Source organism: Sinanaerobacter chloroacetimidivorans, from assembly GCF_018128545.1.
Lineage (GTDB): Bacteria > Bacillota > Clostridia > Peptostreptococcales > Anaerovoracaceae > Sinanaerobacter > Sinanaerobacter chloroacetimidivorans.
Genome location: NZ_JAGSND010000008.1, coordinates 1 through 25,021, shown reverse-complemented (window position 1 = coordinate 25,021; position 25,021 = coordinate 1). Strand labels below are relative to the sequence as shown.

General features: G+C 44.6%; 22 protein-coding genes. 9 read left to right on the top strand and 13 right to left on the bottom strand.

Annotated features, from left to right (window positions below; genetic code table 11):
* Nucleotides 1–75: 75 nt before the first annotated feature.
* Nucleotides 76–1,299, bottom strand: coding sequence for a collagen-like protein (locus KCX82_RS12505; protein ID WP_227018818.1), 1,224 nt, complete (start codon nucleotides 1,297–1,299; stop codon nucleotides 76–78).
* Nucleotides 1,300–1,599: 300 nt separating this feature from the next.
* Here KCX82_RS12505 and KCX82_RS12500 point away from each other — a divergent pair, with 300 nt between their 5' ends.
* The gene (locus KCX82_RS12500; RefSeq protein WP_227018817.1) at nucleotides 1,600–3,828 is read left to right on the top strand and encodes a collagen-like protein; all 2,229 of its coding nucleotides are present in this window, start codon (nucleotides 1,600–1,602) and stop codon (nucleotides 3,826–3,828) included.
* Nucleotides 3,829–4,048: 220 nt separating this feature from the next.
* Here the strand turns inward: KCX82_RS12500 and KCX82_RS12495 are convergent, their stop codons facing one another.
* Both KCX82_RS12495 and KCX82_RS12490 read right to left on the bottom strand, forming a co-directional pair.
* Nucleotides 4,049–5,920, bottom strand: a complete 1,872-nt coding sequence (locus KCX82_RS12495; protein ID WP_227018816.1) for a heavy metal translocating P-type ATPase — start codon at nucleotides 5,918–5,920, stop codon at nucleotides 4,049–4,051.
* Between the two features lie 11 nt (nucleotides 5,921–5,931).
* A complete protein-coding gene (locus tag KCX82_RS12490; RefSeq protein ID WP_227018815.1) occupies nucleotides 5,932–6,207 on the bottom strand; it encodes a metal-sensing transcriptional repressor in 276 nt (91 codons plus the stop codon).
* A 200-nt stretch (nucleotides 6,208–6,407) separates the two neighbouring features.
* On the opposite strand from KCX82_RS12490, the gene rfbF reads away from it, so the two are divergent.
* The 8 genes from rfbF to KCX82_RS12450 are packed head-to-tail and all read left to right on the top strand — an operon-like array spanning nucleotide 6,408 to nucleotide 15,641.
* Complete coding sequence (rfbF, locus tag KCX82_RS12485; protein WP_227018814.1) at nucleotides 6,408–7,178, top strand: glucose-1-phosphate cytidylyltransferase; 771 nt, start codon at nucleotides 6,408–6,410, stop codon at nucleotides 7,176–7,178.
* Nucleotides 7,160–8,263 (top strand): CDP-glucose 4,6-dehydratase, encoded by a 1,104-nt coding sequence (gene rfbG / locus KCX82_RS12480; RefSeq protein WP_227018813.1) that lies wholly within the window; start codon nucleotides 7,160–7,162, stop codon nucleotides 8,261–8,263. Before rfbF ends, rfbG begins: the two co-directional genes overlap by 19 nt.
* Before the next feature lie 47 nt (nucleotides 8,264–8,310).
* Complete coding sequence (locus KCX82_RS12475; RefSeq protein ID WP_227018812.1) at nucleotides 8,311–10,077, top strand: thiamine pyrophosphate-binding protein; 1,767 nt, start codon at nucleotides 8,311–8,313, stop codon at nucleotides 10,075–10,077.
* A gap of 1 nt (nucleotide 10,078) precedes the next feature.
* A complete protein-coding gene (locus tag KCX82_RS12470) occupies nucleotides 10,079–10,723 on the top strand; it encodes a GNAT family N-acetyltransferase (protein WP_227018811.1) in 645 nt (214 codons plus the stop codon).
* A gap of 33 nt (nucleotides 10,724–10,756) precedes the next feature.
* The gene (locus tag KCX82_RS12465) at nucleotides 10,757–11,935 is read left to right on the top strand and encodes a pyridoxal phosphate-dependent aminotransferase (RefSeq protein WP_227018810.1); all 1,179 of its coding nucleotides are present in this window, start codon (nucleotides 10,757–10,759) and stop codon (nucleotides 11,933–11,935) included.
* Nucleotides 11,936–11,947: 12 nt separating this feature from the next.
* Nucleotides 11,948–13,048, top strand: a complete 1,101-nt coding sequence (locus KCX82_RS12460; RefSeq protein WP_227018809.1) for a DegT/DnrJ/EryC1/StrS family aminotransferase — start codon at nucleotides 11,948–11,950, stop codon at nucleotides 13,046–13,048.
* Complete coding sequence (gene rfbH, locus KCX82_RS12455; RefSeq protein WP_227018808.1) at nucleotides 13,021–14,367, top strand: lipopolysaccharide biosynthesis protein RfbH; 1,347 nt, start codon at nucleotides 13,021–13,023, stop codon at nucleotides 14,365–14,367. Before KCX82_RS12460 ends, rfbH begins: the two co-directional genes overlap by 28 nt.
* A gap of 29 nt (nucleotides 14,368–14,396) precedes the next feature.
* Nucleotides 14,397–15,641: a glycosyltransferase family 2 protein gene (locus KCX82_RS12450; protein WP_227018807.1), complete on the top strand. Its 1,245-nt coding sequence runs from the start codon at nucleotides 14,397–14,399 to the stop codon at nucleotides 15,639–15,641.
* Between the two features lie 101 nt (nucleotides 15,642–15,742).
* Here the strand turns inward: KCX82_RS12450 and KCX82_RS12445 are convergent, their stop codons facing one another.
* The 10 genes from KCX82_RS12445 to KCX82_RS12400 form a co-directional block, all read right to left on the bottom strand.
* Entirely contained in the window at nucleotides 15,743–16,957 is a 1,215-nt protein-coding gene (locus KCX82_RS12445) for an aldo/keto reductase (RefSeq protein WP_227018806.1), read from the bottom strand.
* A 116-nt stretch (nucleotides 16,958–17,073) separates the two neighbouring features.
* Nucleotides 17,074–17,646, bottom strand: coding sequence for a TetR/AcrR family transcriptional regulator (locus KCX82_RS12440; protein WP_227018805.1), 573 nt, complete (start codon nucleotides 17,644–17,646; stop codon nucleotides 17,074–17,076).
* A gap of 220 nt (nucleotides 17,647–17,866) precedes the next feature.
* On the bottom strand, nucleotides 17,867–18,625 hold the full coding sequence (locus tag KCX82_RS12435) for a GNAT family N-acetyltransferase (RefSeq protein ID WP_227018804.1): 759 nt from the start codon (nucleotides 18,623–18,625) through the stop codon (nucleotides 17,867–17,869).
* Between the two features lie 77 nt (nucleotides 18,626–18,702).
* Entirely contained in the window at nucleotides 18,703–19,617 is a 915-nt protein-coding gene (locus KCX82_RS12430; protein ID WP_227018803.1) for a helix-turn-helix transcriptional regulator, read from the bottom strand.
* Nucleotides 19,618–19,704: 87 nt separating this feature from the next.
* Nucleotides 19,705–20,835 (bottom strand): DUF3810 domain-containing protein, encoded by a 1,131-nt coding sequence (locus KCX82_RS12425; protein WP_227018802.1) that lies wholly within the window; start codon nucleotides 20,833–20,835, stop codon nucleotides 19,705–19,707.
* A gap of 182 nt (nucleotides 20,836–21,017) precedes the next feature.
* Nucleotides 21,018–21,629, bottom strand: coding sequence for a methyltransferase family protein (locus KCX82_RS12420; protein ID WP_227018801.1), 612 nt, complete (start codon nucleotides 21,627–21,629; stop codon nucleotides 21,018–21,020).
* 89 nt (nucleotides 21,630–21,718) lie between these two features.
* A complete protein-coding gene (locus tag KCX82_RS12415; RefSeq protein ID WP_227018800.1) occupies nucleotides 21,719–23,128 on the bottom strand; it encodes a HAMP domain-containing sensor histidine kinase in 1,410 nt (469 codons plus the stop codon).
* Complete coding sequence (locus tag KCX82_RS12410) at nucleotides 23,125–23,829, bottom strand: response regulator transcription factor (protein WP_227018799.1); 705 nt, start codon at nucleotides 23,827–23,829, stop codon at nucleotides 23,125–23,127. The genes KCX82_RS12415 and KCX82_RS12410 overlap by 4 nt, the downstream gene beginning before the upstream one ends.
* Nucleotides 23,830–23,842: 13 nt before the next feature.
* A complete protein-coding gene (locus KCX82_RS12405) occupies nucleotides 23,843–24,415 on the bottom strand; it encodes a PadR family transcriptional regulator (RefSeq protein ID WP_227018798.1) in 573 nt (190 codons plus the stop codon).
* Nucleotides 24,402–24,713, bottom strand: coding sequence for a carboxymuconolactone decarboxylase family protein (locus KCX82_RS12400; RefSeq protein ID WP_227018797.1), 312 nt, complete (start codon nucleotides 24,711–24,713; stop codon nucleotides 24,402–24,404). The genes KCX82_RS12405 and KCX82_RS12400 overlap by 14 nt, the downstream gene beginning before the upstream one ends.
* Nucleotides 24,714–25,021: the final 308 nt, after the last annotated feature.

Below are 25,021 nucleotides of genomic sequence, written 5' to 3'. Positions count from 1 at the left end.
TAATGCCTTCCCTAAAGAAATTGAAGCTGAAGATGGAGAAGGCATTAGACTTATCATTCATTTACTTTATTAAATCTAGCTGATTCGATTCATTGACCATACGATACCAGGTGCTCCGGTACCCCCCAAGTCAAGCGGTACCGTTAAGGTATCCGCTTCATAGAAGAGGCCGATGACATCTCCTGCAGTCAATTCAACCTCTCCCGTCAATGTTACGGTACCATTTCCAAGTATTGTTCTAAGAGTTAATACCAATGCTACATTTACATTTAAGATTGGAAACAGCCCACTGATCAAATCTGTAACAACGGGAGCCGTTCTTCTAACCACAAAAGCTGGATTTATTCCTGCTCCAAGGGTAACAGTTATTGCTGCAGTGGTAGAATAATTGACTGTTGCCTGAATCGAGTACACACCCGTTTCGGGAACGGTATAGTTTCCAGTTACCTCATCAAAGGTAGGACTATCAAAGTAAGGCGAGGTAACAGTCCATCCGGTTAGTTGTGTGGCGGCGGCAGTTGAAAGTGCAGGAATAAAGGCTGAAAAGCCCTCTCCCGTTATCGCTATGCCAGACGGTCCGGTATCTCCTGTTGGACCCGTTGGCCCGGTATCACCTGTTGGTCCGGTAGGACCTGTGTCGCCGGTCGGTCCGGTATCTCCTGTTGGACCCGTCGGCCCGGTATCTCCTGTTGGCCCGGTAGGACCTGTATCGCCGGTCGGTCCGGTATCTCCTGTTGGACCCGTTGGTCCGGTATCTCCTGTTGGTCCTGTAGGACCTGTGTCCCCCGTTGGCCCGGTTGGTCCAGTGTCTCCCGCTGGGCCCGTCGGACCTGTCGGTCCCGTATCACCTGTTAGGCCTGTAGGGCCTGTCGGACCTGTCGGTCCAATCTCCGGTACATCATCTTCGACAATTACTAGTGTCGCTTTTAAAGGAACTGTCGAAGCGTAGAATACAGTATCATTGCTTGCATTGATTAATGATACCGTGACTGGAGCTGCCGCAACATCAATAATTCCAATCCCAGTGACTTCACCCGTTTTTATCGGGGAATTCCCTTCAAGAAAATCTCCCTGAGAAGAGGATAACGCAAAAACGGCACCGATAGTAGAAAAGGATGACAGTGTAGCAACCCACCAGTTAATAACATATCTTCCTGCTTCGTTGAAAGTAATTATTCCAGTTACATTATCGTAGCTGATATTTCCGGCTGAAAATACTGATGTTTCAAATATAACATTTGAACCAACAGTTACTGATCCAGCACTGCTACGTTCAATCTGAAGCGCTATATCACTCATAATAATTCTCCTATTCGTTTTTTAGCGGTTTATTCAACCGCCTTTTCACTGGTAGATCCAGTTAATATCTGCTGGCATTGCAGAACTAAGCAGTACCTTAAAGGTATGCTCACAATATAATATGTATTGTCATATCAGTTGTTTCCAAGCAACAAATAGAGTTTGGGTTATATAACTTTTTTATTTTTTTAATTGTGAAAAATTGTGGAGTTGTTAGATAATCAATAACACTTTGTTTACCAACGCATAGAATAATAATGGATAACATTATCCGACATTATATTAAGGAGTTTATTTAATATGAGATATAACGGCTGTGATTACCCTAAACCAACAAATTGTCATATACCTTGTCCGCCACCGTATCCGCCACCCTTTCCACGGCCATGTCCTCCGCCATGTCCTCCGCCACAATGTTGTATAATAGCACCAACTGGCCCTACTGGTCCTACCGGCCCTACCGGTCCTACGGGTCCTGCGGGTGCTACCGGCCCAACTGGCCCAACCGGTCCTACGGGTCCTACTGGTGCAGCGGGTGCAACTGGCCCAACTGGTCCTACTGGTGCAGCGGGTGCAACTGGCCCTACAGGCCCAACCGGTCCTACGGGTCCTACTGGTCCTACGGGTCCTGCGGGTGCAACTGGCCCAACTGGCCCAACTGGTCCTACGGGTCCAACCGGTCCTACGGGAACATTTGATGTAGGTCAAACGTTATTTAATGTAATTGGCCCAACTGGTGCTGCAACAGTTGGTTTTGGAGATAATTTAATTTTCCAGACCTCTACTCTAGATATTACAGTTACAGAGGGTTCTGCTATTGTAACGATTGATGATTTCGGTGAAACTGGCCCAACCGGTCCTACGGGTCCAACCGGTCCTGCGGGTGCTACCGGCCCAACTGGTCCTACGGGTCCAACCGGTCCTACCGGTCCAACCGGCCCTACCGGTCCTGCGGGTGCTACCGGCCCAACTGGTTCTACCGGCCCAACCGGTCCTGTCGGTGCCACCGGTCCTACCGGACCTGCTGGCGATACCGGCCCAACAGGAGACACTGGAGATACTGGCCCTATCGGCCCAACCGGTCCTACTGGTGCAACGGGTGCTACTGGCCCAACGGGTGCTACTGGCCCAACCGGCCCTATCGGCCCAACTGGTCCTACCGGCCCAACCGGTCCTATTGGTGCCACCGGTCCTACCGGTCCAACCGGGGATACTGGTCCTACTGGCCCTGCCGGCGATACCGGCCCAACTGGGGACACCGGCCCGACAGGCGATACTGGTCCTACTGGAGACACCGGTCCTACTGGAGATACTGGTCCTACTGGAGACACCGGTCCGACAGGCGACACTGGTCCGACAGGTGACACTGGTCCAACTGGTCCTACCGGTCCGACAGGCGGCACTGGTCCTACCGGAGATACTGGTCCTACCGGTCCTACTGGTGACACAGGTCCTACCGGTCCTACTGGCGATACTGGTCCTACCGGTCCTACTGGTGATACTGGTCCTACCGGTCCTACTGGCGACACCGGTCCTACCGGTCCTACTGGAGACACCGGCCCGACTGGTGACACTGGTCCTACCGGTCCTACTGGTGACACCGGTCCTACTGGTCCTACTGGCGACACCGGCCCGACTGGTGACACTGGTCCTACCGGTCCTACTGGCGACACCGGTCCTACCGGTCCTACTGGAGACACCGGCCCGACTGGTGACACTGGTCCTACCGGTCCTACTGGTGACACCGGTCCTACTGGTCCTACTGGCGACACCGGCCCGACTGGTGACACTGGTCCTACCGGTCCTACTGGCGACACCGGTCCTACCGGTCCTACTGGAGACACCGGCCCGACTGGTGACACTGGTCCTACCGGTCCTACTGGTGACACGGGTCCTACCGGTCCTACTGGCGACACCGGCCCGACTGGTGATACTGGTCCGACTGGTCCTACTGGCGACACCGGTCCGACAGGTCCTACTGGCGACACCGGCCCGACTGGTGACACTGGTCCGACTGGTCCGACGGGAGACACCGGTCCTACTGGTCCTACTGGCGACACGGGTCCGACGGGAGATACCGGTCCTACTGGTCCGACAGGTCCGACAGGTCCTGCAGCAGTATTGGCTGGAATCCAAGTAGCGCTTGCAGAAAGTCCTGGCGGTACTGTAGATGACACTGACCCTGTAATCTTTGATACTGTATTAAACAGTCAAAGCACAAACATCAGTTACAATGTTGCAACAGGAGAATTTACAATTACTGCATTAGGAAACTATTATGCAACATGGTGGGTTTCCACAGATGGAGCGGGTGCAGCAACGTCAATATCCTTTGGAGCATCTTTAGATGCCGGTGCTCCGATTTTAGGTGTATCACCACTCATAACAGGTCAAGTAATCGGCAGTGCACTTATTACGGTAGGTGCAGTCCCTGCAATTGTCACGCTGGTTAATGCTACCGGTGATACTGTTGGATTTGGTTTGACCTCAGTACAGGCAAATATGCTGATTACCGAAGTCACTGTTTAAAAAGTAGTCACACAATAACGATTTCAGGCATCTAAAGGTCCCCTTTAGATGCCTATACAACAAAAAACAGCTTATCTTGAACCGACCCCCAAAAGTTAGACCAAAACTACTACGCTATAAAGTCTAACTTATTAGGGTCGCATCACTGCAAGCTGTTTTTTGTTATTCATTTTATAATAATTATAATTTTTATTTATCTTAATTTTAGATTTAGAGTGTGCTATTGCAAATTCTTCTTCCATTTTAAAAGTAATGCAGAATTGATAATAACAGCCACCGAACCTACATTATGTACCAAAGCGCCTGATACAGGAGTCAATATTCCTGTCATAGCAAGAATAATGGCAGCAAAATTTAAAACCATGGATAGGGTTAGATTAATTTTGATAGTGCTTATGGTCTTTTTGGCCAGTTGAATTAAATGTGGAAGATATTTTATTTCATCCCCTACCAAAGCAATATCTGCCGCATCCACTGCAATATCGCTGCCGATTCCGCCAAGTGCTACACCTACATAGGCTTTCTTTAATGCAGGAGCATCATTGATGCCGTCCCCAACCATGCAAACCATTTCCCCTTTTGTTTGATAAGAATCTATAATAGACATTTTATTTTCCGGCAAGCAGTCGGAATGAATGGTATTAATTCCTGCTTCGCGGGCAATCTGATCAGCGGCTTGTGCATGATCCCCTGTGATAAGTACACTTTTTACACCGGTCCTGTGAATATTTCGGATCATCCCTCTAACATCGGACCGGAGAATATCTGACAACGCGATAATCCCTGCAGGCATCCTGTCAACCGCAATATAGATTACGGTACATCCTTTCTGGCTGTATTCTGCTGCTTTCAGCAAGATCTCTTCCGTTATTGATATGGAATGATCCCGCAAGAGCTCTGCATTTCCCGCTAAAACATCATGCCCGTTCACTTTTGCCCTGACCCCTCTTCCAGGTATCAGTAGAAATGATTCAGGATCTGCGGGTGCTTTTTTAACTGTCATTTTATAATGGTTTGCAATTGCTCTTCCCAGAGGATGCTCGGATCGGAGTTCTGCTGATGCCGTAAGTGCAAGAAGATCTCCTGCAGATTGATCCCTTCGGAAGTCTTCAGCTTCTATTACAGTGGGTTTTCCATAAGTAAGGGTTCCTGTTTTATCAAAGGCGATATTTTTTACCTTGGCAAGCTTCTCTAAAGCATCTCCTTCTCGAATTAAAATTCCGAACTGTGCCGCATTGCCGATTCCAGCCATAATAGCCGTTGGTGTGGCAAGTACCAAGGCACAGGGGCAGAATACGACCAGAATGGTTACGGATCGGATGATTTCTCCTGTAACAAACCATGTGACTAAGGCTGCAGCCAAGGCGATTACAACAATCCAGGTCGCCCACCTGTCTGCAATACCGACGATCTTCGCTTTTCCTGCATCAGCGGATTCTACCAGCCGGATCATTCTCTGCAGCGAGCTGTCCTCCCCTACCTTAACAGCTTTCATTTCAAAGGTGCCGAACTGATTCACCGTGCCGCTAAAGACTTCATCACCCGGACCTTTATCAACCGGAAGAGATTCTCCGGTCATCACCGACTGATCAATGGAGGTTTGACCGTTAAGAATCACGCCGTCTACTGCAATGCTTTCTCCCGCAAGAACTCGAAGGAGATCACCCATCTTTACCATTTCAGCAGGGATTATCCGCTCTCCTTCCGCTTCGATCCTTCGAGCCGTTCTGGGAGTGAGATGAACCAGCTTTTCTATCCCTGCACGGGCTTTTGCAACGGTCCGTTCTTCCAGAAGCGCACCGATTGCCATAATAAATGCCACTTCTCCGGCGGCAAAAATTTCTCCTATGATTACAGAAGCAATTAAAGCTAAGGACACCAGGACATCCGCCTTTATGTCAAATTCCCGCAGTAAGCCTTCCAAAGCACCTTTTATAATCGGAATCCCACAGAGTAAAATCGCAAGCCAAGCAGGGTCTATCGGAAAGTCCCATATCTGTATAAAACTCATTATTAAGGATATTCCCGACAACGACAGGAATAGGATCGTACGCTTTTCTTCATTAGAAAAGAACTCTTTCAATTTTATCATCAATTCACCTTTTAACCCATTCTGGAAAAATGCTCTACAGCTTTCGCAAATTCAGCGATGGTCTTATCCGGGTCTCCATGCTCAATACCATCCCGGACACAATGCTGCAAATGCCCCTCCAGGACGACCTGGCCTACCTTATGCATCGCACTTTTTGCGGCATTGATTTGGATCAGTATATCCTCACAGGGAACGTCCTTTTCCACCATTTCCGAAATTGCACGCAGCTGACCTTCTATTTTTTTAATTCTAGCCTGTACCTTCGGCACATCCATACATTGTCGCATCAGTAACCTCCTGTTTCATCGATTATATATACCCATAGGGGTATATGTATAAGTTAGCATAATCAAACCTTTCTGTCAACCGGAAAAGTATCAAAAGGAATTCTCTCCGCATATAGTGAAACAGCAGGATTTGTATGTTTCCTGCTGTTACTGGCATTAGAAAACAAATACAGACATATTAATAGAAAGCAGGTACTACTATGAAAACGGTCATACTTTGCGGGGGCAAAGGAACACGTATGAGAGAAGAAACCGAGTTCAGACCAAAGCCTTTGGTCCGTATCGGAGAAAAGCCGATTATTTGGCATATTATGAAAATTTATTCCCATTTTGGATTTAATGATTTTGTTTTATGTGTAGGCTACAAGGGAGATATGATCAAGCGGTATTTTATGGAAATGTATTGCCTGAATAACGATTTCACCATATCCACAGGCAGACATTCCGATATCTGTTTTCATACGCAAAATGATGAAAATTGGAACGTTACCATCGTGGATACCGGTCTTGAATCTCAAACCGGCAAGCGCATCAAGCAAATTAAAAAATATATTGATACAGACGAATTTATGTTAACCTACGGCGATGGCCTCAGCGATGTAGATATCAAAGAACTCATTGCAAGTCATCGAAAATCCGGCAAGATCGCCACACTTACCGGTGTCAATCCAAATTCCCCTTTCGGAGTCTTTCAAATTGAAGATGGCATCGTGACTTCCTTTAAAGAAAAACCCATCTTGGATGATGTTATAAACGGAGGATACATGGTTCTCAATAAAGAAGTTTTTGACTATATACCGGATCAGGACTGCGCTTTCGAGCAGGAACCGCTTCATCATCTGGCTAAGGATTCGGAATTGTCGATCTATAAGCATAACGGATTTTGGACTGCCATAGATACCTATAAGGATATTGAAAGAGTTAATGAACTTTGGAACGGAGGAGAAGCGCCATGGAAGCTCTGGGACTAGATTTTACCAAGCTTTTTAACGGCAGGTTCTTCGGAAAAAAAGTTCTTGTGACGGGCCATACGGGATTTAAGGGATCCTGGCTCACCCTCTGGCTCACCCTCATGGGTGCAGAAGTCATCGGTTATGCACTTCCGCCTAATTCATCATCTGATCATTTTATCGTATGCGGGCTAAAAGATCGGATCACGGATATTCATGGGGATGTCCGGGATAAAGATCATCTGCATGAGGTGTTTACAAGACACAATCCGGAAATTGTATTTCATCTCGCAGCCCAGCCTATCGTCAGGCTATCCTATGAGATTCCCGTTGAAACTCTGGAAACCAACATCATGGGAACCGTGAATGTCCTGGAAGAAATACGGATTTCCGATTCCGTCCAGGCAGGTATTGTCATTACTTCGGACAAATGCTATGAAAACAAAGAGCAGATTTGGGGTTACCGGGAGGCAGATTCTTTAGGAGGATATGATCCCTACAGTGCCAGCAAAGGATGCGCTGAGCTGGTTACAGCAGCCTATCGAAATTCTTTTTTTCATTCGGATCAAAACTCCTCATCATTAAAAGGGGTGTCTTCCGTAAGAGCCGGCAATGTTATCGGAGGCGGCGACTGGTCTTTGGACCGAATCATCCCGGACTGCGTCAGAGCTTTACGCAAAGGAGAAACCATAGAAGTGAGAAATCCCAATGCGGTACGACCATGGCAATTTGTACTGGAACCGTTATACGGTTATCTTCTTCTTGCTTCCCGTATGCTTGAAAATCCGGCAAAATACAGCGGCCCATGGAATTTCGGACCTGATTTTTCCGCTGTTGTTCCAGTCATGGAAATGGTTAAAATTGCGGTAGCGCTTTGGGGGGCGGGAGAATGGTCCCATCATACAGAAAGAACATCCCTCCATGAAACCAGCCTTTTAAATCTTGACTGTACCAAGGCAAAGGCATTTCTTGGCTGGCACCCAACCCTTGATCTGAAAGAGACACTGGAGTATACCCTTCAATGGTATCAGGTCTTTGATAAGACCGATATCTATACTTTCAGCAAAGATCAGATTCGAAGTTATTGTCTCAAAGCCGGAGCATAGGGAGGTAGGAAGATGGCTAGAACAAAGGAAAGGTTGGATCTCTAACCATGAAAGTATCAGATTATATTGCAAATTTTTTAGTCAGCCACGGCTGTTCTCATGTTTTTGGTTATCAGGGCGGTGCCGTAACCCATTTGATTGATTCCTTTTATCGATGCGACGATCTCACTTTCATCGGTACCTATCATGAGCAGGCTGCCGCATTTGCAGCCGAGGGATATGCCAGAATGAGGAATACCATCGGAGTTGCCACAGCTACCAGCGGACCCGGGGCTACGAATTTGATTACGGGTATCGGCAGCGCTTATTTCGATTCCATCCCCTGCCTTTATCTTACCGGACAGGTAAATACCTACGAATATAAAGGGGATTGGAAGGTACGGCAGCTGGGCTTTCAGGAAACGGACATCGTCAGCATCGTGAAGCCCATTACCAAGTATGCAAAACGAGTTACCAATGCATCAGGAATCCGGTATGAACTGGAAAAAGCTCTTGCTATTGCTGCTTCCGGCAGAAAGGGCCCTGTATTGCTGGATATTCCCATGGACATTCAACGAGCGGAAATTCAGGAAGAATGGCTGCCTGAATATCGGAATTCTCCGATAGAAAAAAAAGCTTTCGATATTGATTCAATCGTAAGTCTTATTGAGAAAAGCAAGAGGCCTGTCATTTTAGCCGGAGGGGGTGTGCGGCTTGCCAACGCGGCCGATATGCTGAAGGTTCTCTGTGAAGGCTTACGAATCCCTGTGGTCACTTCCCTTATGGGAAGAGATGCGGTAGACAACAGTGCGGAATATTATATGGGCATGATCGGTGCTTACGGGAACCGCTATGCAAACCTTACCATAGCAAACAGCGACCTCATTATTGCACTGGGCACCAGGCTTGACACCAGACAGACAGGAACCCGACCGGAAAGCTTTGCACGAGAAGCAAAGCTCATACGAGTGGATCTGGATCCCAATGAATTGGAGCGGAAAGTAAAAGCGGATGAATATGGCATAGAAGCAGACATATCGGAGTTTCTAACCACTCTGACAGCGAAAAAGCCCAAGATTTCCGCTGATACTTCATCATGGCTGGACAAAGCGAAAGATTACAAAAACCGCTATCCAACGAAAATGGAAGACAGCCTTCGTGATCCCAATAAGCTCATTTCCGAGATTTCGAAGCTTCTGGAACCCGAAGATGTAATCTGCCTGGACGTGGGCCAGAACCAGATGTGGGGCGCCCAATCTCTGAATTTGACAGGAAATCAACGATTGCTTACCTCAGGAGGAATGGGTTCCATGGGATTTTCCCTCCCCTGTGCAATCGGTGCCTATTACAGCGGAGTAAAGGGAACCATTTTCGCTTTCACCGGAGACGGCGGAATGCAGATGAATCTCCAGGAATTGGAGCTGGTAAAAAGAAATCGAATTCCGATTAAAATCATAGTCCTCAACAATCAAAGCTTAGGTATGATCAGACATTTCCAGGAAATGTATTTCGAGAGCCGCTACAACGGAACTCTAATTGATTATCAGGCACCGGACTTCTGCAGACTGGCAGAGGCCTACGGCATCCATCATTTAAAAATAGAAGGCGATATGGAGCTTCAGCCTCTAAAGGAAGTATTCAGAACGGAAGAACCGGCGGTAATCGAAATTATGCTTCCGGAAATGACCTATGTTTATCCGAAACTTTCAGTAAATCATCCTATAGAGGATCAGGATCCTCTGCTAAGCCGGGAGGAATTCTCAGCGCAGATGATTGTCAAACCTTATGATCTGCAGGAATCAAACGGTGAAACCGCCGCAAAGGAGGAGTTGTAAAATGGATGCGTTCCAAAACAGAGTAAAAGAAGTCTTTGACAATATGAAACGACAAAGGAAAGAGGATTTATTAACACTGATACCGCTTTATCACCATGACGACCTCTATGGTTTTTTAAGGCCTATTACGAAGGATTATCGAATCACGATCCCGGACTGCGGAAGTCTTTTGGCCAAATGGCGAAACGAAAATCCCACCATGTCGGCACAGGCCTTTCTGGCTACAGCAGAGGGGACGGAAAGATGGCTGGATAACCAGGTTATAGAGAGGGAGGATCGCATTTTGTTTCTCGTTCTTGGATTAGACGGTGCAAAAATCGGTCATATCGGTTTCTCCAGTTTCAATTTTGAAGACAAATCCTGTGAGGTGGACGCGGTATTAAGGGGAGACAAATCCGCTGCTCCAGGCATGATGTCCTTTGCCCTTGCCGGACTCATCGATTGGGGTCTGAGGGAATTAAAGCTGAAAAAAATAACACTTCGGGTCTTTGATGATAACCACCATGCCATTAGATTCTATCAACGGAATCACTTTATCTTAATGAATCAGGAAAAGAATCACGAACCTGTTCATCACGAATCGGAAAAACAGTATGCTTCCATGTATCTGGACATCCAAGGCTGGAAGGCCGCCCAATGGATATAGGGAAGATTCCAAGAAAAAATAGGAGGAAAAACATTGGAAACCATCTTAAGCAAAAGAATACAAAGTCTGACCCAGTCAGAAATCAGAATTATGTCCATTGAATGCGAGAAGAGAAACGGAATCAATTTATCCCAAGGAATTTGTGATCTCCCCCTTCCCCCGGTGCTGGCCGAAGAGGCAAAGTCCGCTATTGACCACGGGGAGAATCATTATACTCGATATGATGGAATCAATGAGCTTCGTTCTGCTGTGGCAGATAAGCTTTTTCAATATAACAGGATGACCGTAGATCCCGACAGTGAAGTGATTATTACTTCCGGCTCAACCGGTGCATTTTACTGTGCCTGTCTTGCACTTTTAAATCCAGGGGATGAGGTCATCATCTTCGAGCCTTTTTACGGCTATCACGAATACACTTTGCTGGCCCTTGATCTGGTTCCGGTTTATGCAAAGCTCAGCCCTCCTTCCTGGAGCTTTTCCCCGGAAGAAGTGGAAAGCCTGATTACGGAAAAAACCAAAGGAATCATGATCAACACGCCGGCAAATCCCTCCGGTAAAGTGTTCAGCCATCAGGAGCTTGATCAGCTGGCTGACATTTGTGTCAGTCACAATCTGCTGATATTTACCGATGAGATTTATGAGTATATTGTCTATGATGGTTTATCTCATATCAGCCCGGGCTCTCTCCCGGCTATCCGTGACAGAGTTATCACCATTTCAGGATATTCCAAAACCTTCAGTATTACCGGATGGCGCATCGGCTACTGCGCCTGCAGGGAAGGCTTAGCCCGGCCTATCGGGTGTGCCAGTGACCTGGTCTATGTTTGTGCTCCCTCACCGCTACAGGCAGGGGCAAGTAAAGCCATTTCCACCTTGCAGGATGATTTTTACAAAGCTTTATGCGATAAATATGAGAAAAAACGAAATCTGATTTGTGATGCTATGAAAGAAGCATCTCTGCTCCCCTATGTCCCCCAGGGGGCCTATTATGTGCTGGCAGAGGCCGGACAGATACCCGGGGATACCAGCAAGGAAAAGGCCATGCATATTCTTGAAAAAACAGGTCTTGCATTGGTGCCTGGAAGTGCTTTTTATCATGGCAGCGGAGGGGAAAACCTCATGAGACTCTGCTTTGCAAAGGAAGATCAGGTTTTGGAGGAGGCCTGTGAAAGACTTCAGGCTTTAAAGCCAAAAACCTATATTAACACGTAAGGAGTGATTCCATTGAATAAAAGAATTAGTTTTGCCGGACCATCCATAACAGATAAGGAGATTTCCTATGTTCTGGATGCCGTTCAGTTTGGATGGTACGAAAATTATGACAACTATACAAAAAAGTTGGAAAAAGCGGTTTCTGAATATATTGGCGTAAACTTTGCCATAGCAACCCATTGCTGTACACAGGCCTTACACCTGGCGGCAGCGGCACTCCCCCTTGGGGAAGACGATGAAGTTATCGTCGCCGATTTCAGCTGGGTGGCAACAGCCTATGCGGTAGCCTACACCGGTGCAACGTGTGTCTTTGCCGACATCGATCCGGATACCTGGACCATTGATCCGGAAAGCATCAGAAAAGCAATTACCCCGAAAACGAAAGCAATTATGCTGGTTCATACCTTCGGACACCCGGCAGAAATGGATGAGATCATGGCGATTGCCAAAGAACACGATCTTTTTGTGATAGAAGATGCAGCGCCCGCCCTGGGAGCCGAGTATAAAGGGAAAAAAACAGGTTCCTTCGGGAACAGCTCCTGCTTCAGCTTTCAGGGAGCGAAAATGGCGGTAAGCGGCGAAGGCGGAATATTTCTGACAAATGACGAAGAATATTACAACCGGGCCCTTCTGCTGGCAAATATGGGGAGGACCGATAGCAAAGCAGTGTTCTGGTCCGATTCTCTTGGATACCAATATACCATCGGGAATCTGACGGCGGCTTTAGCCCTCGCCCAGCTGGAACGTGCAGAAGATCTGATGAAAAAGAAAAGAGAGCTTTTCCAAAGGTATTATGATCACTTAAAAGATATCAAGGATATCAAAATAGTCAAAGAAAAAGAAGACTGCAAAAGTAATTACTGCTATCCCTCCATATTGCTTCCCAAACATTCCAGGGAACAAAGAGATCATATCCTTTATCAGTTAAAACAATCGAATATCCATGCCAGACCGGCGTTCCCAAGAATGAGCTGTTTCCCGGAATTCGAAGCCAGATTCGACAATCCGGTTGCTACCATGGTGGAAGAAAAAGGAATCTCACTGCCTTCCGCTGCAAATATGACACAGGAGGACGTTGATTTAGTATGTCAAAAACTCATAACACTCTTATAACGAATACGGAACAGCAACTGCGGGAAGAAATTCTGGAAAAAACGAAACAGCTTTATGACCTCAGGAAAAACGGAGAGACCTTTGAGCCTGGAGTCTCCAGGGTACACTATGCAGGCAGGGTCTTTGACGAGAAGGAAATGCAGGCAATGGTGGACAGTGTCCTGGATTTCTGGCTTACTCTGGGAAAACGGGGGAACCGGTTTATTTCAGACTTTTTATCCCTTATGGGTATGCGCTTCGGACTTGTTGTAAACTCTGGGTCCTCTGCCAATTTGGTTGCGGTAAGCGCGCTATGCTCTCCGGCCTTATCAAATCCGATGAAACCCGGAGATGAGGTGATCACTACAGCACTTACTTTTCCTACCACCCTGAACCCGATCCTTCAAAATGGCTTGATACCCGTATTCGTAGATGTGGAAGAAGGAACCTATAATATTGACGCATCAAAAATTGAGGAAGCAATCACTGAGAAAACGAGAGCCATTATGTTTGCCCATACTCTCGGCAATCCGGCAGAGATGGATGCCATAACGGAGCTTGCCAATAAGTATAACCTTTATGTTATTGAGGATACCTGTGATGCCCTTGATTCCCTTTACGACGGAAAGCGCTGCGGTACCTTCGGTGATATCTCCACCTTCAGCTTTTATGCGGCGCATCATATCACTATGGGAGAAGGCGGCGCTCTATTAACAAACAATTTAAACCTTTACAGGCAAGCCCTTTCCATCCGAGACTGGGGCAGAGCATGCTACTGTCAGACGGGAGAGGAAAATCCCATGGGAGCCTGCGGCAACCGTTTCGGCCATGTGATTGAAGGACTTCCGGAGGGATATGATCATAAATATGTTTACAGCAACATTGGTTATAATCTGAAGCCTCTTGACATTCAATGCGCTATGGGAATTGAGCAGTTAAAAAAGCTGGCTCTGTTCAGTGAAAAAAGAAAGGCAAATTTTACCGGCTTATATGATCGGTTGAAAAAACATGAGTCCTTTTTCATTCTTCCCAGATCACTTCCCAAAGCTGAACCATCCTGGTTTTCCATGCCCCTTACCTTGCGGGACAGCAGTGTAATAACGCGCCGAGAACTAGTTCAGTATCTGGAAGATCACCGAATTGAGACAAGAATGCTTTTTGCCGGAAACATTATAAAGCAGCCGGCTTATAAAAATATATCCTATCGCATCAGCGGGAATTTAAACCACACTGAAAAGGTGCTGAATGACACCTTTTTTATCGGCGTCTATCCCGGCATCACTCCGGAAATGATTTCTTACGTGTCGGATCAGATTGATGCGTTTCTGGAAGCCTACTGAGCTGCACCGAGATAGAAGGAGGTCATCTCATGACTATTTTCAGAAGAAACGGCAAGGAAGAAACACCGCCGCCCCTTGTAAGCGTAGTGGTGCTTGCTTATAACCATATTGATTACACCAGGCAGTGCATAGAAAGTTTATATAAGTACACCACGGATGTGGATTTCGAGCTGATCACCATCAATAACGGTTCCACGGATGAAACAGAGCAGTTCTTCAACAGCCTGCCCAATGAAAAAAAAATCAGCTTTCCCGAAAATATCGGTGTTGATAAAGCCATCAATCATGGCTTTCGGATTGCCGAGGGGAAATATACGTTAAACCTCAGCAATGACATCATCGTCACCCGCAATTGGTTAAGCAACCTTGTCACCTGTATGGAATCCGATGAAAAAATTGCAATGGTAGTGCCGGTTTGCGGGTTTTCCTCCAATTACCAGCAGGTGAATCTTAAATATGACTCTCTTGATGAAATGCAGATTCTAATGAAGACCTATAACACCAGCAATCCCAGCCTATGGGAAGAACGGATGCGATTGGTAACCTATACCTGCCTGTTTCGTACCGATGTTCAAAGATCAATCGGAGGATTTGATGAAGACTTCAACCCCGGTGCATATGATGACGATGCTATTAGCTTTACCATCCGGCGGGGGGGCTATAAGCTCATGCTTGCCAGGGACACCTATGTGCATCATTTCGGTTCGGTAACGTTTAGCGCAGAGTATGCAAAGAATAATATTGCCGTAAGAAACAGAATTCTTTTTATGCAGAAATTCGGTATCGATTCCTGGTCCGCGAGCCTTATCGATTTCAATATCGTAGACATTACCGACGTTCCTGAAAAAGGGCCTGTGTCCATTCTTGGAATCGGAAGTTCGTGCGGAGCCAGTATTCTGCAAGTGAAAAACAAACTCAGAGAAAAAGGAATTCTCGATGTCTCATTAGACTATTACTCGCAACTCCCCTCCTGCATGACGGATCTTGCTACGATTTGCAGAAAGTGTGTCATGGGCTTTCCAAAGGACGTAAAACAGCATTTTTCGGAACCTTACGATTTGATCATCGTAGAAGCGGAAACCGATAAGCTGGAAAACCTGGAGTCCTTTTATACCGATCTTTGCAGTATGTTAAAAGAAGACGGACAGCTGATCACCACCGCTGCAAATCAGGAGTTATATGGAAAGATAGAAAAAATACTTGAGGAGAAAAAGCTTAAAAACAAAAAATCTATAAAAGATTATTACTATCGGTTTCAAAAATCAATTCATTAAATTTAATTTTATTAAAAAATGAAATAGCAGTTACCACCGGAAATATTTCGAGTTTCAGTCAAATCCGTTTTTGTAAGCAACAGCTATTTCATTTATTATTATCATTTATTTGATTTCTTCCCTAGTCCTCCCCGTAGATAATAGTACCCTCTCAGCAGCCCTACGGCAGGCTTAAAATATAGTTTCTCCATCTCTTTGGAAACGTCTTTCAGATGCCTTCGGATCGGCAGATGCTGCGGACAGTGCTTCTCACATTTTCCGCAATTTAAGCATAGGGATGCATAGGAGGGTTTTCCGCCGTCTGCTCCTGAAAGCATACCCATGTAGAAAGTTCTTGCCGAGGAGTCATTATAAATGTACTTGTCATTATAGTATCCGAAACATACCGGAATATTAACTCCTGCCGGACAGGGGAGGCAATAACCGCATCCGGTGCATTTCACCTGCACCTTCTTTGTCAGGATCTCTTTTGCCTGCTGTATGGTTTCCAGTTCTTCCTCCGTCATAGACCCGGGATAACAGCTATCGGCGATTCGAATGTTTTCCTCTATCTGGGATTCTTCATTCATGCCGGAGAGCAAAAGAGAGACTTCCGGATGATTCCACACCCATCGTAAAGCCCACTCAGCGGGGGTTCTTTCTTTTCCGTGTTCTTCCAGCACTTTCTGAACCTCTTCTGGCATTTTTCTGGCCAGCAAGCCTCCTCTCAACGGCTCCATAATGGAAATCCCCAGCCCTTTTGAAGCAGCGTAGGAGAGTCCCTCCTTACCCGCCTGATTCTGTTCATCCATGTAATTATATTGTATCTGACAGAACTCCCAGGGGTAGTCATCCACAATATTTTTGAATTGATGCTTCTCACCATGATATGAAAATCCAATTCGATTGATTTTTCCCGCTTCCTTCGCTTTCAAAAGAAATTCCTCGACGCCAAGTTCCTTGATTCTCTGCCACCCCGCCATGCTGTTTATGGAATGCATCAGATAATAATCAATATGATCCGTCTGCAGCCTTTTTAATTGAGTATCCAGTGTTGCTTCCATATCCTTTGCAGAATGGATCATAAACAAAGGCATCTTTGTAGCGATCAATACTTTGTCACGATATCCTTTTGATAATATCTTTCCCAAGGTTACTTCACTCCCCGGGTAAACGTATGCCGTGTCAAAATAATTGACCCCTTGCTCAATGGCAGTAATGATCTGAGCTTCCGTTCGCTTTTCATCTATCCTTCGGTCCGCCCTGGGGAAACGCATGCATCCGTAACCTAAAATAGAAACCTGATCTCCGGTCTTACCCATTTCTCGATATAACACAGTTTTCACTCCTTTTCTTATCGAATGACTATTCATTTTATATTAATTAAATTAGTGATCTATTCTCCATTCTATAAATCTATAAGTTTCTTATACATTTATAAGTAAATCATCTCTTATTTTTTTATCATATCCCATATGGCATCCAGCTCCGCATCCAGGGCAGCTTCGTCCAAAGGGATTTTGCCGTTCAAATAAAATTTCACGAGAGAAATCAACGCACCTTGGATCAATGTATACAGGATTTCATAAGGTAAATCTTTGAGGAGATCTTCTTCCGCCGCTCGTTGAAAAAGTTCTTTGATCGGCGCCGTCATCTTGTGAATCTTTTCTTTTGTTTCTCCAGTAATCAAAGGTGAATTTTCATACTGCTCTGCAAAAGAAATCTCGGAGGGATTCTGCAAGGAATAGCGTACAAGACCTCCCATCATCAATTTAAATGCCTTTCTCACCGGCATTTCAGCGTTATAGTTTTGCAGGATATTTCGGGATAGATTGGTTTTGATATCAATATATAATTCATTCAGAAGTTCGTCTTTGCCGGAAAAATAGTGATAGATGATTCCGATGCTCACGTTTGCACGTTTTGCAATCTGGGACATGGGGGTAGCATGAAACCCCTGCTCGGAAATGAGTTCCAGAGCTGCTTTTAAGGTAGCAGACCGTTTGTCTGCAATCTCTTCTTTCATAATACCTCCTAATACGCCTTTTTGGACTTTTTATGATTACATTGAATGGTTTGATAGAACCATTCAGAGTATAGAATGAACATTCGATTTATATTCATTATAAAAAAGGGGTTCCTATTTGTCAAATCATTTCTTCAAAAAAGTTATCTGCTTCTCACTGCTCTGGGGCTCATACCCTTGTTTTCGGTAATAATGGATTTTGCAGGAATCCACTCCATATTTAAAGGCCTCGCTCATCTAAGAATTTGATAAACTTTTTTTCGGAATAGATCTCATTGGTAATGAATTCTCCATTATAAAAAAGGCTGTAGGTAGTAAGGGGAACCGGTGCGTTTTGCGCCTGCTCTTTTGTTTTTAACTGAATCAAAGTGAAGTCGACACCACGCCGTGCTGCAGTCTCAGCGATAAGCGGCACATATTTTGCCGTATGAGGACATTGATTGGAGTAATAGAGAACGATCCCGGGTTGTTCGATTCTTCCCTGACGGCAGCAGTCTCTAAACTGCGGCTTTTGTGCATCTTTCTTTAGAGGATAATAAAGCAGCTCAAAATACGGCCGGGAAGTATCGCAGACTTCAAATCCTTTATATTTTAAATAATCCGGGTCGGAAAGAAAGGGTTTCTTGCTTTTGGAGGACACCGCTGCAATTCCGGACTTAGCTTGATTTTCAGCGTCTTGTATGCATTGGTCCAGAAGTCGATTTGCATATCCCTTTCCTTTATATTGTCCCGATACCCAAAAACAATTTATAAAAAAAGTGTTCTCCGCTGATACCGGGCACCAAGCGTTTTCACCAGGCAGATATTCAATAAATACCTTGCCTCTGACGTCAAGTTTTTGAAAAACAAGTCCATCCGGAAAACGGGCCTGCATCCAATCTTTTTTGGACGAAACACAGGGTTCTCCTTTTTTGTCGGATATGGCACAGCAGATGTGCTCTTTATCCAGATTCTTTTCATTTACCGTAATAAAATTCATCGACTTCCCTCTTTTCTGTTTGATGATAAGAGTTTAGCATAGTATAGTTGACAAGCCATGTCATATTATATTTCATTTTATGAATGATATTTCTTTAAACTTTCTTCCAGCTTCCTTTTCATGGTATCTCGCATCGATTCCGGCAGTAAAACTTCTGCATAGTTTCCAAAGGATAAAATGTATCCGTAAAGCCATTCATCCTCGGGCAAAACAAAAGTAACGGTAAAGCTGCCGTTCTTATTTTTCTGAATGCTTTCCTGTTCGAATTCATCATAGACCCGATAAGCCATCTCCTCCTCAACATTCATTACGATGGTTGTCATCCTATTTTTGATATCTGCTGAATACTCAGGTTCGTCAATGGGGATATCGGGAATTTCTCTGCGAAAAGTTTCGCCCAAAATTTCCGGATTTTTTATTCGATTCACTTTAAATAAGCGAAATTCTTTTTTCGTTCTGCAATAACCCGAAATATACCATCCTTGTCCTTTAAAAAGAAGTTTGACCGGTTCTACGGTTCTTCTGGACTCAGTGCCTTTCGTGTTAAAATAGTCAAAGGTTACAGGATTTTTATTCAGAATGGCGGTTTTAAACAGCTGAAAATGCTCCTGTTCCCTACGGCTGCTGCCCCAACGGGAAAAGTCCGCATCAATCCAGCTGGTACCTTGCTTTTGAAAGATCGCGCTCATTTTTTCCAGAACCGGATCAAGATCAGGAAAATTCACGGCTCGCAGGCTTTGCAGACTCAAAAGAATCTCATTTTGTTCCTGCTCTGTAAGAATGGATTTATTTAATACAAAAGTATCCATCAAAGAGATTCCTCCGCCTTTTCCCTTGCAGGTAAAAATGGGAATCCCTGCCGCCGAAAGGGTATCGACATCTCTGTAGATGGTTCGGGTGGAAACCTCGAACCTCCTGGAAAACTCCTTCGCGGTTACGGTTTTTTTATCCAATAGGATATATACGATTTCAAAGAGTCTATGAACCTGCATCTTTTATCACCCTGTCCCAGTATACCATATAATCGGTCATTAAAATGTCATATTTTACAAATCCAGGGTATGAGGCTGCAGGAAAGATTACAATAACAGATCCTCTTCTAATTCATCCGCATAGGCGGCAAGCAGCAGGTCTACCATGATACCATAGCTTTTCGTACCGGCAGCCTGGGCATTTGCCATCAGGTATTTATCATTTGCCGCTTTGGCTACGGATGTGATAGGAGCTGTATGCTCCTTCCAATACAACCGGCTTTGCTGCAGCTCCATTCTGGCCTGTGATGGTATCTCACTGTAAATGGCCTTAAATTCATCGATGCTGACATTGGCATAGAGAGCATTCAAAGAGAATACCAGCGCATTCAGTGCACCGCTGTATTGAAATACTTTGGAGTCCGAATTCCTGCTGGCCTCATAGGCAATGAAACCAGCTTCGTCCTCCTTCATATAGCCTTTCAAATGAGCCAATTCATGACATGTGGTATAAGGAATTATATAAGGTGAAATATTGTCGTTGTAGTTTGCTTCCATCGTAAAGGGTGAATAGATACCGGTAATGCCCAGATAGGACATCCCTTTTGAAAACAATACCGGCTTTGGTTTCGGATAATATCCTGACAAGGTCGGATACCGCTGCCCGATTTTCTCCATAGATGCTCTCGCATCCTCTCCAATATTTACCTTTTCCAAAGAAAGAATCCCATTCTCATCAAACTCCAGCTGCGGCGTCAGTTCCTTTAAATCTTGAATTAGAATCAGGCAAAGCTTTTTCAAATCCTCATTGGTAGAATTATGAACCGGCAGCCCGTAGCTTTCTGCAAAGGTATCTCTGCTGTAATTGACGGCACAGGTCAGGGTAAAAAGCAAAAACAAGCTGCTTACAGTACAAAGAGAGATGCGCCCGAGCCGTGATAATCGATTCTGCCAATTGATTGGTTTTTTCAGAATGAAATAAAACACGAATACAAATGCGGAAAATCCTGAGATCAGGAGTAAATAGAGGCCCATCTCAAAGCCGGAAAAAGGAACCGGTGAGAAGAGTCTCCCAAGGGTATTCGGCATCTGCGGGAATATATACGTGGCATACCATTGGGCAAAGCCATTCACATTCCTGGAGAGAAACAGTAAAACAGCAGAAAATAGCAAAGATATACCGAAATAGGTATAAGCTTTGCTATGTTGTTTTTTCTTTCCGGGAACTAAAAATACCATATGGATTACCCCCTCCAGCTGATACATTACCTAATACTATTATAGTAGGAAGAAGTAGAAAAAGCATTATACAAAGTTTGGATTATTTAGAATACTCAGGAGAGAGTCCTTAATATCTTTCTGATAAATTCCTCCATGGTAGCAGATGATCACCATGAAATCGGCGGGCCTGGAGGCTATGCCTATACCAGAAATGGAATAAACATCTTCGTTCTTTGTTTATATTCCCTGTACTCTTTGCCAAATTCCATCAACATATCTGCTTCCTCACGCTTGGCCAGACGAACATACAGAACGACCATGACAGGAAACAGTATCAGCAGCGGCAAAGTAGCCCATTCTGCCATCATGCCAAAGGATAACAGCAGTAATCCGGTATATTGAGGATGCCTCACATATCGGTAAATACCGGTTTTTACCACCACCCCTTTCCCTGTTTCTTTAGACCAATAATTCTTATGAATGTGGTACCAGCCGTTAAGAATAAGAATGAAAGCAATGACAGCGCAAGTGATGTTGATATACATTCCCCAGTAGCCAATGGTGTGAAACAAGGTATGCCCCCATAAAATACCTTCCGGTAGGTTTCTGCCAATAAGCCATGAAATCACATACATACTGAAGGGAATGCCATGCATCTCTACGGCAAAAGCAATGATAAAAGCAATATAAACACCGGCGGGCTTTTTATCCATCTTTTTGTAGAACGGGATAAAAAACAGAACGACACCATAAATAATGATAAAAAACAATACCCCGAATAAATTATAAAAATGACTTTCCAACGTTTCCATATGAACTCTCCTTATATCTTATAGATTGTATATAACAATACGATAACAGAGAGCCCTTAAACCAGTCTTTTGGAAAGCTTAAATCAAGCTTAAAATTTAGGGAGGCGGATCAGAAATTCACATCCGCTGTTCGATTCAGTCACCAAGCCGATCGTCCCTCCGTGCTTTATGACAATTTTTTCAGCTATAGCCAGTCCAAGGCCGGTTCCTGCTGAAACCGTATCCTCTTCAGGGACGGGAACTCTGACGAAAGGCTGAAAAATTTCTTTGGCTTCTTTTTCAGGGATGCCAACACCATCATCCTGAAACTTGATAAGGATCTCATTTCCCTTATCTTTTAATGTGATAGCGATCTTTGTTCCGGGAGGATTGTATCGAATTGCGTTGTTGACAAGGTTCTGAAGAACTCTGTCAAATTGAGCGGCATCCATTTCAATAAATATTTCTTCTTCCGGTATTTCAAATTCATAGGAAAATCCATGCCCCTCGAAAAGGAGGATATATTCCGCTATTCTTTCTCTCAGATATTCACAAAGATCTATTCTGCTTTTATTGATGGCATACGCCGGGCTTTCAATTTTAGAAAGTTCAAAAAGCTCCGTCATTAACAGATTTGCCCGTTGACTGTTATGGAAGATAATTCTTAAATAGTCCTGTATCTTTTCTATGGTAAGATTGGGCTCATTCATACAGAGCTCAGCATAGCCCATCATACCGGCAAGAGGATTTTTTAAGTCATGCGATAGATCAAGAATCAGCTTTTTACGCCTTTCTTCAGATTCTTTTCGAAGGAATATTTCCTGTTCAATCTGTTCTGCCATGGCATTGAAGGTATCCTGAAGTTCGCCAAATTCATTTTTCAGGTTCAGATTCACCCTGGCTGAATAATCGCCGTCCTTCAGCCGTTGGGTACTTCTCAGCAGCTTTCTCAGAGGATTTACAATGGCAAATGATGATAATTTGGAGTAAATCAGAGTACTTATCGTTAACAGAATGAAATAAAAGATGAAAACTGCAGTAATTGCGCCTGCGGTTTCCTTCATATCTACAGATCGATACTCTTTATTATGAACAATGGAAAAGTCAACCCTGACGGAGGTAGGAAAAGTCACCACCAACCAAAACTCTTTGGCAGAATGATAAGCAATACTGTAGCTGTAGGGTATTCCTACGCTTTTGCTTTTCGTCAGAAAGTCGGTGAACTCAGACACGGAGAGCCGATCTTTCGGAAAGGTGTTAATCCCTTGGGAAAATACGACTTCATAATCCTTATTTATGACCTGGACGCCGCCGCCGTTCTTGATTACTTCAGCGGTATCAATCCTAGAATAATCGTCTTCCATTAACATGTCCGCGGTATAGTTATTTTTCGCCAGCGTTTTTGACAGGACATGGGAAGCAAAGTCAGTCAGGATAAATGCCGAAGCACCGATGAGCGTAGAGATAATGAACATCAGAACGTAATTTACAAAGAAACGGCTTTCAATCTTACGGTTCATCCTTCCCTCCGCCCTTCGCTCTGAAATTTGTAACCGATATTCCTGATGGTCTTAATATATTCCGGATTTTTAGGGTCATCTTCGATTTTATTTCTAATTCGGCTGATATGAACCATAATGGTATTGTCGTCGTAGTAATAATCTTCTTCCCAAACATGTTTGTACAGCTGTTTCTTTGTATAGACTCTGTTGGGATTTTCCATAAGATGTTTGAGGAGCAGATATTCCTTGGCGTTTAGCTCCACAGGTTCATTATTTTTATAAATACAGCAGGCTTCTCTATCAAGAGATATGTTTCCGAAGCTGATTTTTGAAACTTCTTTCTTTTGCTGCGTCATATATTCCCTGTTTCTCCTGAGCTGGGCCCCCACTCTGGCTATCAGCTCACCCATTGAAAAAGGCTTTACCAGATAATCATCTGCACCAAGGCCCAAGCCCAGTATTTTATCCATCTCTTCCCCTCTTGCAGTAAGAAAAATCACCGGAAGATGGTGGGTCTCACGAATCTTTCGGAGCAGATTGAATCCATCTAGGCGCGGCATTATGACATCAAAAATAGCAAGATCAAATTTTTGTTTCTCCAACCATTCCAAAGCCTCAAAGCCGTCACTTGCTTCCGTTACCGAATAGCCTTCTTTCTCAAGCCCGATTTTTATCAGATGTCTGATATCTTTTTCATCTTCTGCGATTAAGATATTCAAGGCCGACCCTCCTTTACTCTTTCTTTGCCGGATACCTGTCTTCTTGAAACTCCGCCTGGAAGGAATCAATCCAATCTAAAAGAGAACGCAAAACCTCTATCTGCTGTATCATAATGGTTCGCCCGACCAGTGGAATCTCTGATCTGTGAGGCAGCACGCCCTCCATATATTTTTTGCTTTCCGTCATGCCTGTACGAATGTTATCAATAAGCTCCATTGCATCCTCTTTCGGTATTTTATTCAAATTTGCAATGACCGCATTGAAATCAAACAGTACCTGTACGGTATCGGCAGCATGGAATTTCATCAACTTCAGAAAATATTCCCTGCCGCAAGGAGTTATCGAATACACGATCTTTTCCGGCATCTTCCCTTCCCGGACGGCTTCACCGGTGAGATATCCCTTTTCCTCCAGCTGTATCAGTTTTTTATAAACAGAGGGGGAACTGATTTTTACCCAGCGGGATAAATTTCTGAATTCCACCTGCTTCTGCATCTCATAGGCACTACGGGGTGTCTCCTGAACAAGTCCCAGAAGAACCAGATCTACTGCAGACATTGTCTTATTCTCTTTATTCCTGGTCATAGCTCTCCAACGCAATTGCAAGTGCTTCTGTTACGGCTAACCCAACTGCCGGCATCCCCACTAATACCGCACTTTTGATTTCTTCCCTGGTGGCCCCGGATTTCTTTGCGGAAATAACATGGAAAGGAAGACCTCCTGTCATTCTAACGGCAGAAAGGACTGCAATATAGGCTAATTCTGCGGTTTTCGGATTCAATGCACTGTCCTGTGACATTTTCATCACCGCTTCCATAAAAGCTGCTCCCGTATTTCCCGATTCCTTCATAAATATTTGAAAACTGTTGCTTACGTGTTCCATAATTTTACTCCTTTTTTTATTTTACATTACTATACTTTATACTAGTTGTCAATATAGTAATAACAGAAACATCCTGTCCATTATCAAAGTTGCAGCCACAGATCTTTCCATATTGATGTTATTCGCTGTTGTCACGGTATATATGGAAATTATGATCCAAAGCCAAAACAGAAGAAGGTTAAACGGGACCTATCATGTTTGAAAACAAAAGAACCTCTTACGCACCAGGTTTGAAGTGCACCCCAAATGTTGGATGAAAAATCTAGCTTTTGGAGGTGTACTTTTTTATGACTAAATTCAGTAAAGAA

What these genes read in the sequence shown, in the direction of transcription:
- KCX82_RS12505 (WP_227018818.1), bottom strand. Translation starts at nt 1,299, where the DNA reads ATGAGTGATATAGCGCTTCAGATTGAACGTAGCAGTGCTGGATCAGTA.
- KCX82_RS12500 (WP_227018817.1), top strand. Translation starts at nt 1,600, where the DNA reads ATGAGATATAACGGCTGTGATTACCCTAAACCAACAAATTGTCATATA.
- KCX82_RS12495 (WP_227018816.1), bottom strand. Translation starts at nt 5,920, where the DNA reads ATGATAAAATTGAAAGAGTTCTTTTCTAATGAAGAAAAGCGTACGATC.
- KCX82_RS12490 (WP_227018815.1), bottom strand. Translation starts at nt 6,207, where the DNA reads ATGCGACAATGTATGGATGTGCCGAAGGTACAGGCTAGAATTAAAAAA.
- rfbF (WP_227018814.1), top strand. Translation starts at nt 6,408, where the DNA reads ATGAAAACGGTCATACTTTGCGGGGGCAAAGGAACACGTATGAGAGAA.
- rfbG (WP_227018813.1), top strand. Translation starts at nt 7,160, where the DNA reads ATGGAAGCTCTGGGACTAGATTTTACCAAGCTTTTTAACGGCAGGTTC.
- KCX82_RS12475 (WP_227018812.1), top strand. Translation starts at nt 8,311, where the DNA reads ATGAAAGTATCAGATTATATTGCAAATTTTTTAGTCAGCCACGGCTGT.
- KCX82_RS12470 (WP_227018811.1), top strand. Translation starts at nt 10,079, where the DNA reads ATGGATGCGTTCCAAAACAGAGTAAAAGAAGTCTTTGACAATATGAAA.
- rfbH (WP_227018808.1), top strand. Translation starts at nt 13,021, where the DNA reads ATGTCAAAAACTCATAACACTCTTATAACGAATACGGAACAGCAACTG.
- KCX82_RS12450 (WP_227018807.1), top strand. Translation starts at nt 14,397, where the DNA reads ATGACTATTTTCAGAAGAAACGGCAAGGAAGAAACACCGCCGCCCCTT.
- KCX82_RS12440 (WP_227018805.1), bottom strand. Translation starts at nt 17,646, where the DNA reads ATGAAAGAAGAGATTGCAGACAAACGGTCTGCTACCTTAAAAGCAGCT.
- KCX82_RS12435 (WP_227018804.1), bottom strand. Translation starts at nt 18,625, where the DNA reads ATGAATTTTATTACGGTAAATGAAAAGAATCTGGATAAAGAGCACATC.
- KCX82_RS12430 (WP_227018803.1), bottom strand. Translation starts at nt 19,617, where the DNA reads ATGCAGGTTCATAGACTCTTTGAAATCGTATATATCCTATTGGATAAA.
- KCX82_RS12425 (WP_227018802.1), bottom strand. Translation starts at nt 20,835, where the DNA reads ATGGTATTTTTAGTTCCCGGAAAGAAAAAACAACATAGCAAAGCTTAT.
- KCX82_RS12420 (WP_227018801.1), bottom strand. Translation starts at nt 21,629, where the DNA reads ATGGAAACGTTGGAAAGTCATTTTTATAATTTATTCGGGGTATTGTTT.
- KCX82_RS12415 (WP_227018800.1), bottom strand. Translation starts at nt 23,128, where the DNA reads ATGAACCGTAAGATTGAAAGCCGTTTCTTTGTAAATTACGTTCTGATG.
- KCX82_RS12405 (WP_227018798.1), bottom strand. Translation starts at nt 24,415, where the DNA reads ATGACCAGGAATAAAGAGAATAAGACAATGTCTGCAGTAGATCTGGTT.
- KCX82_RS12400 (WP_227018797.1), bottom strand. Translation starts at nt 24,713, where the DNA reads ATGGAACACGTAAGCAACAGTTTTCAAATATTTATGAAGGAATCGGGA.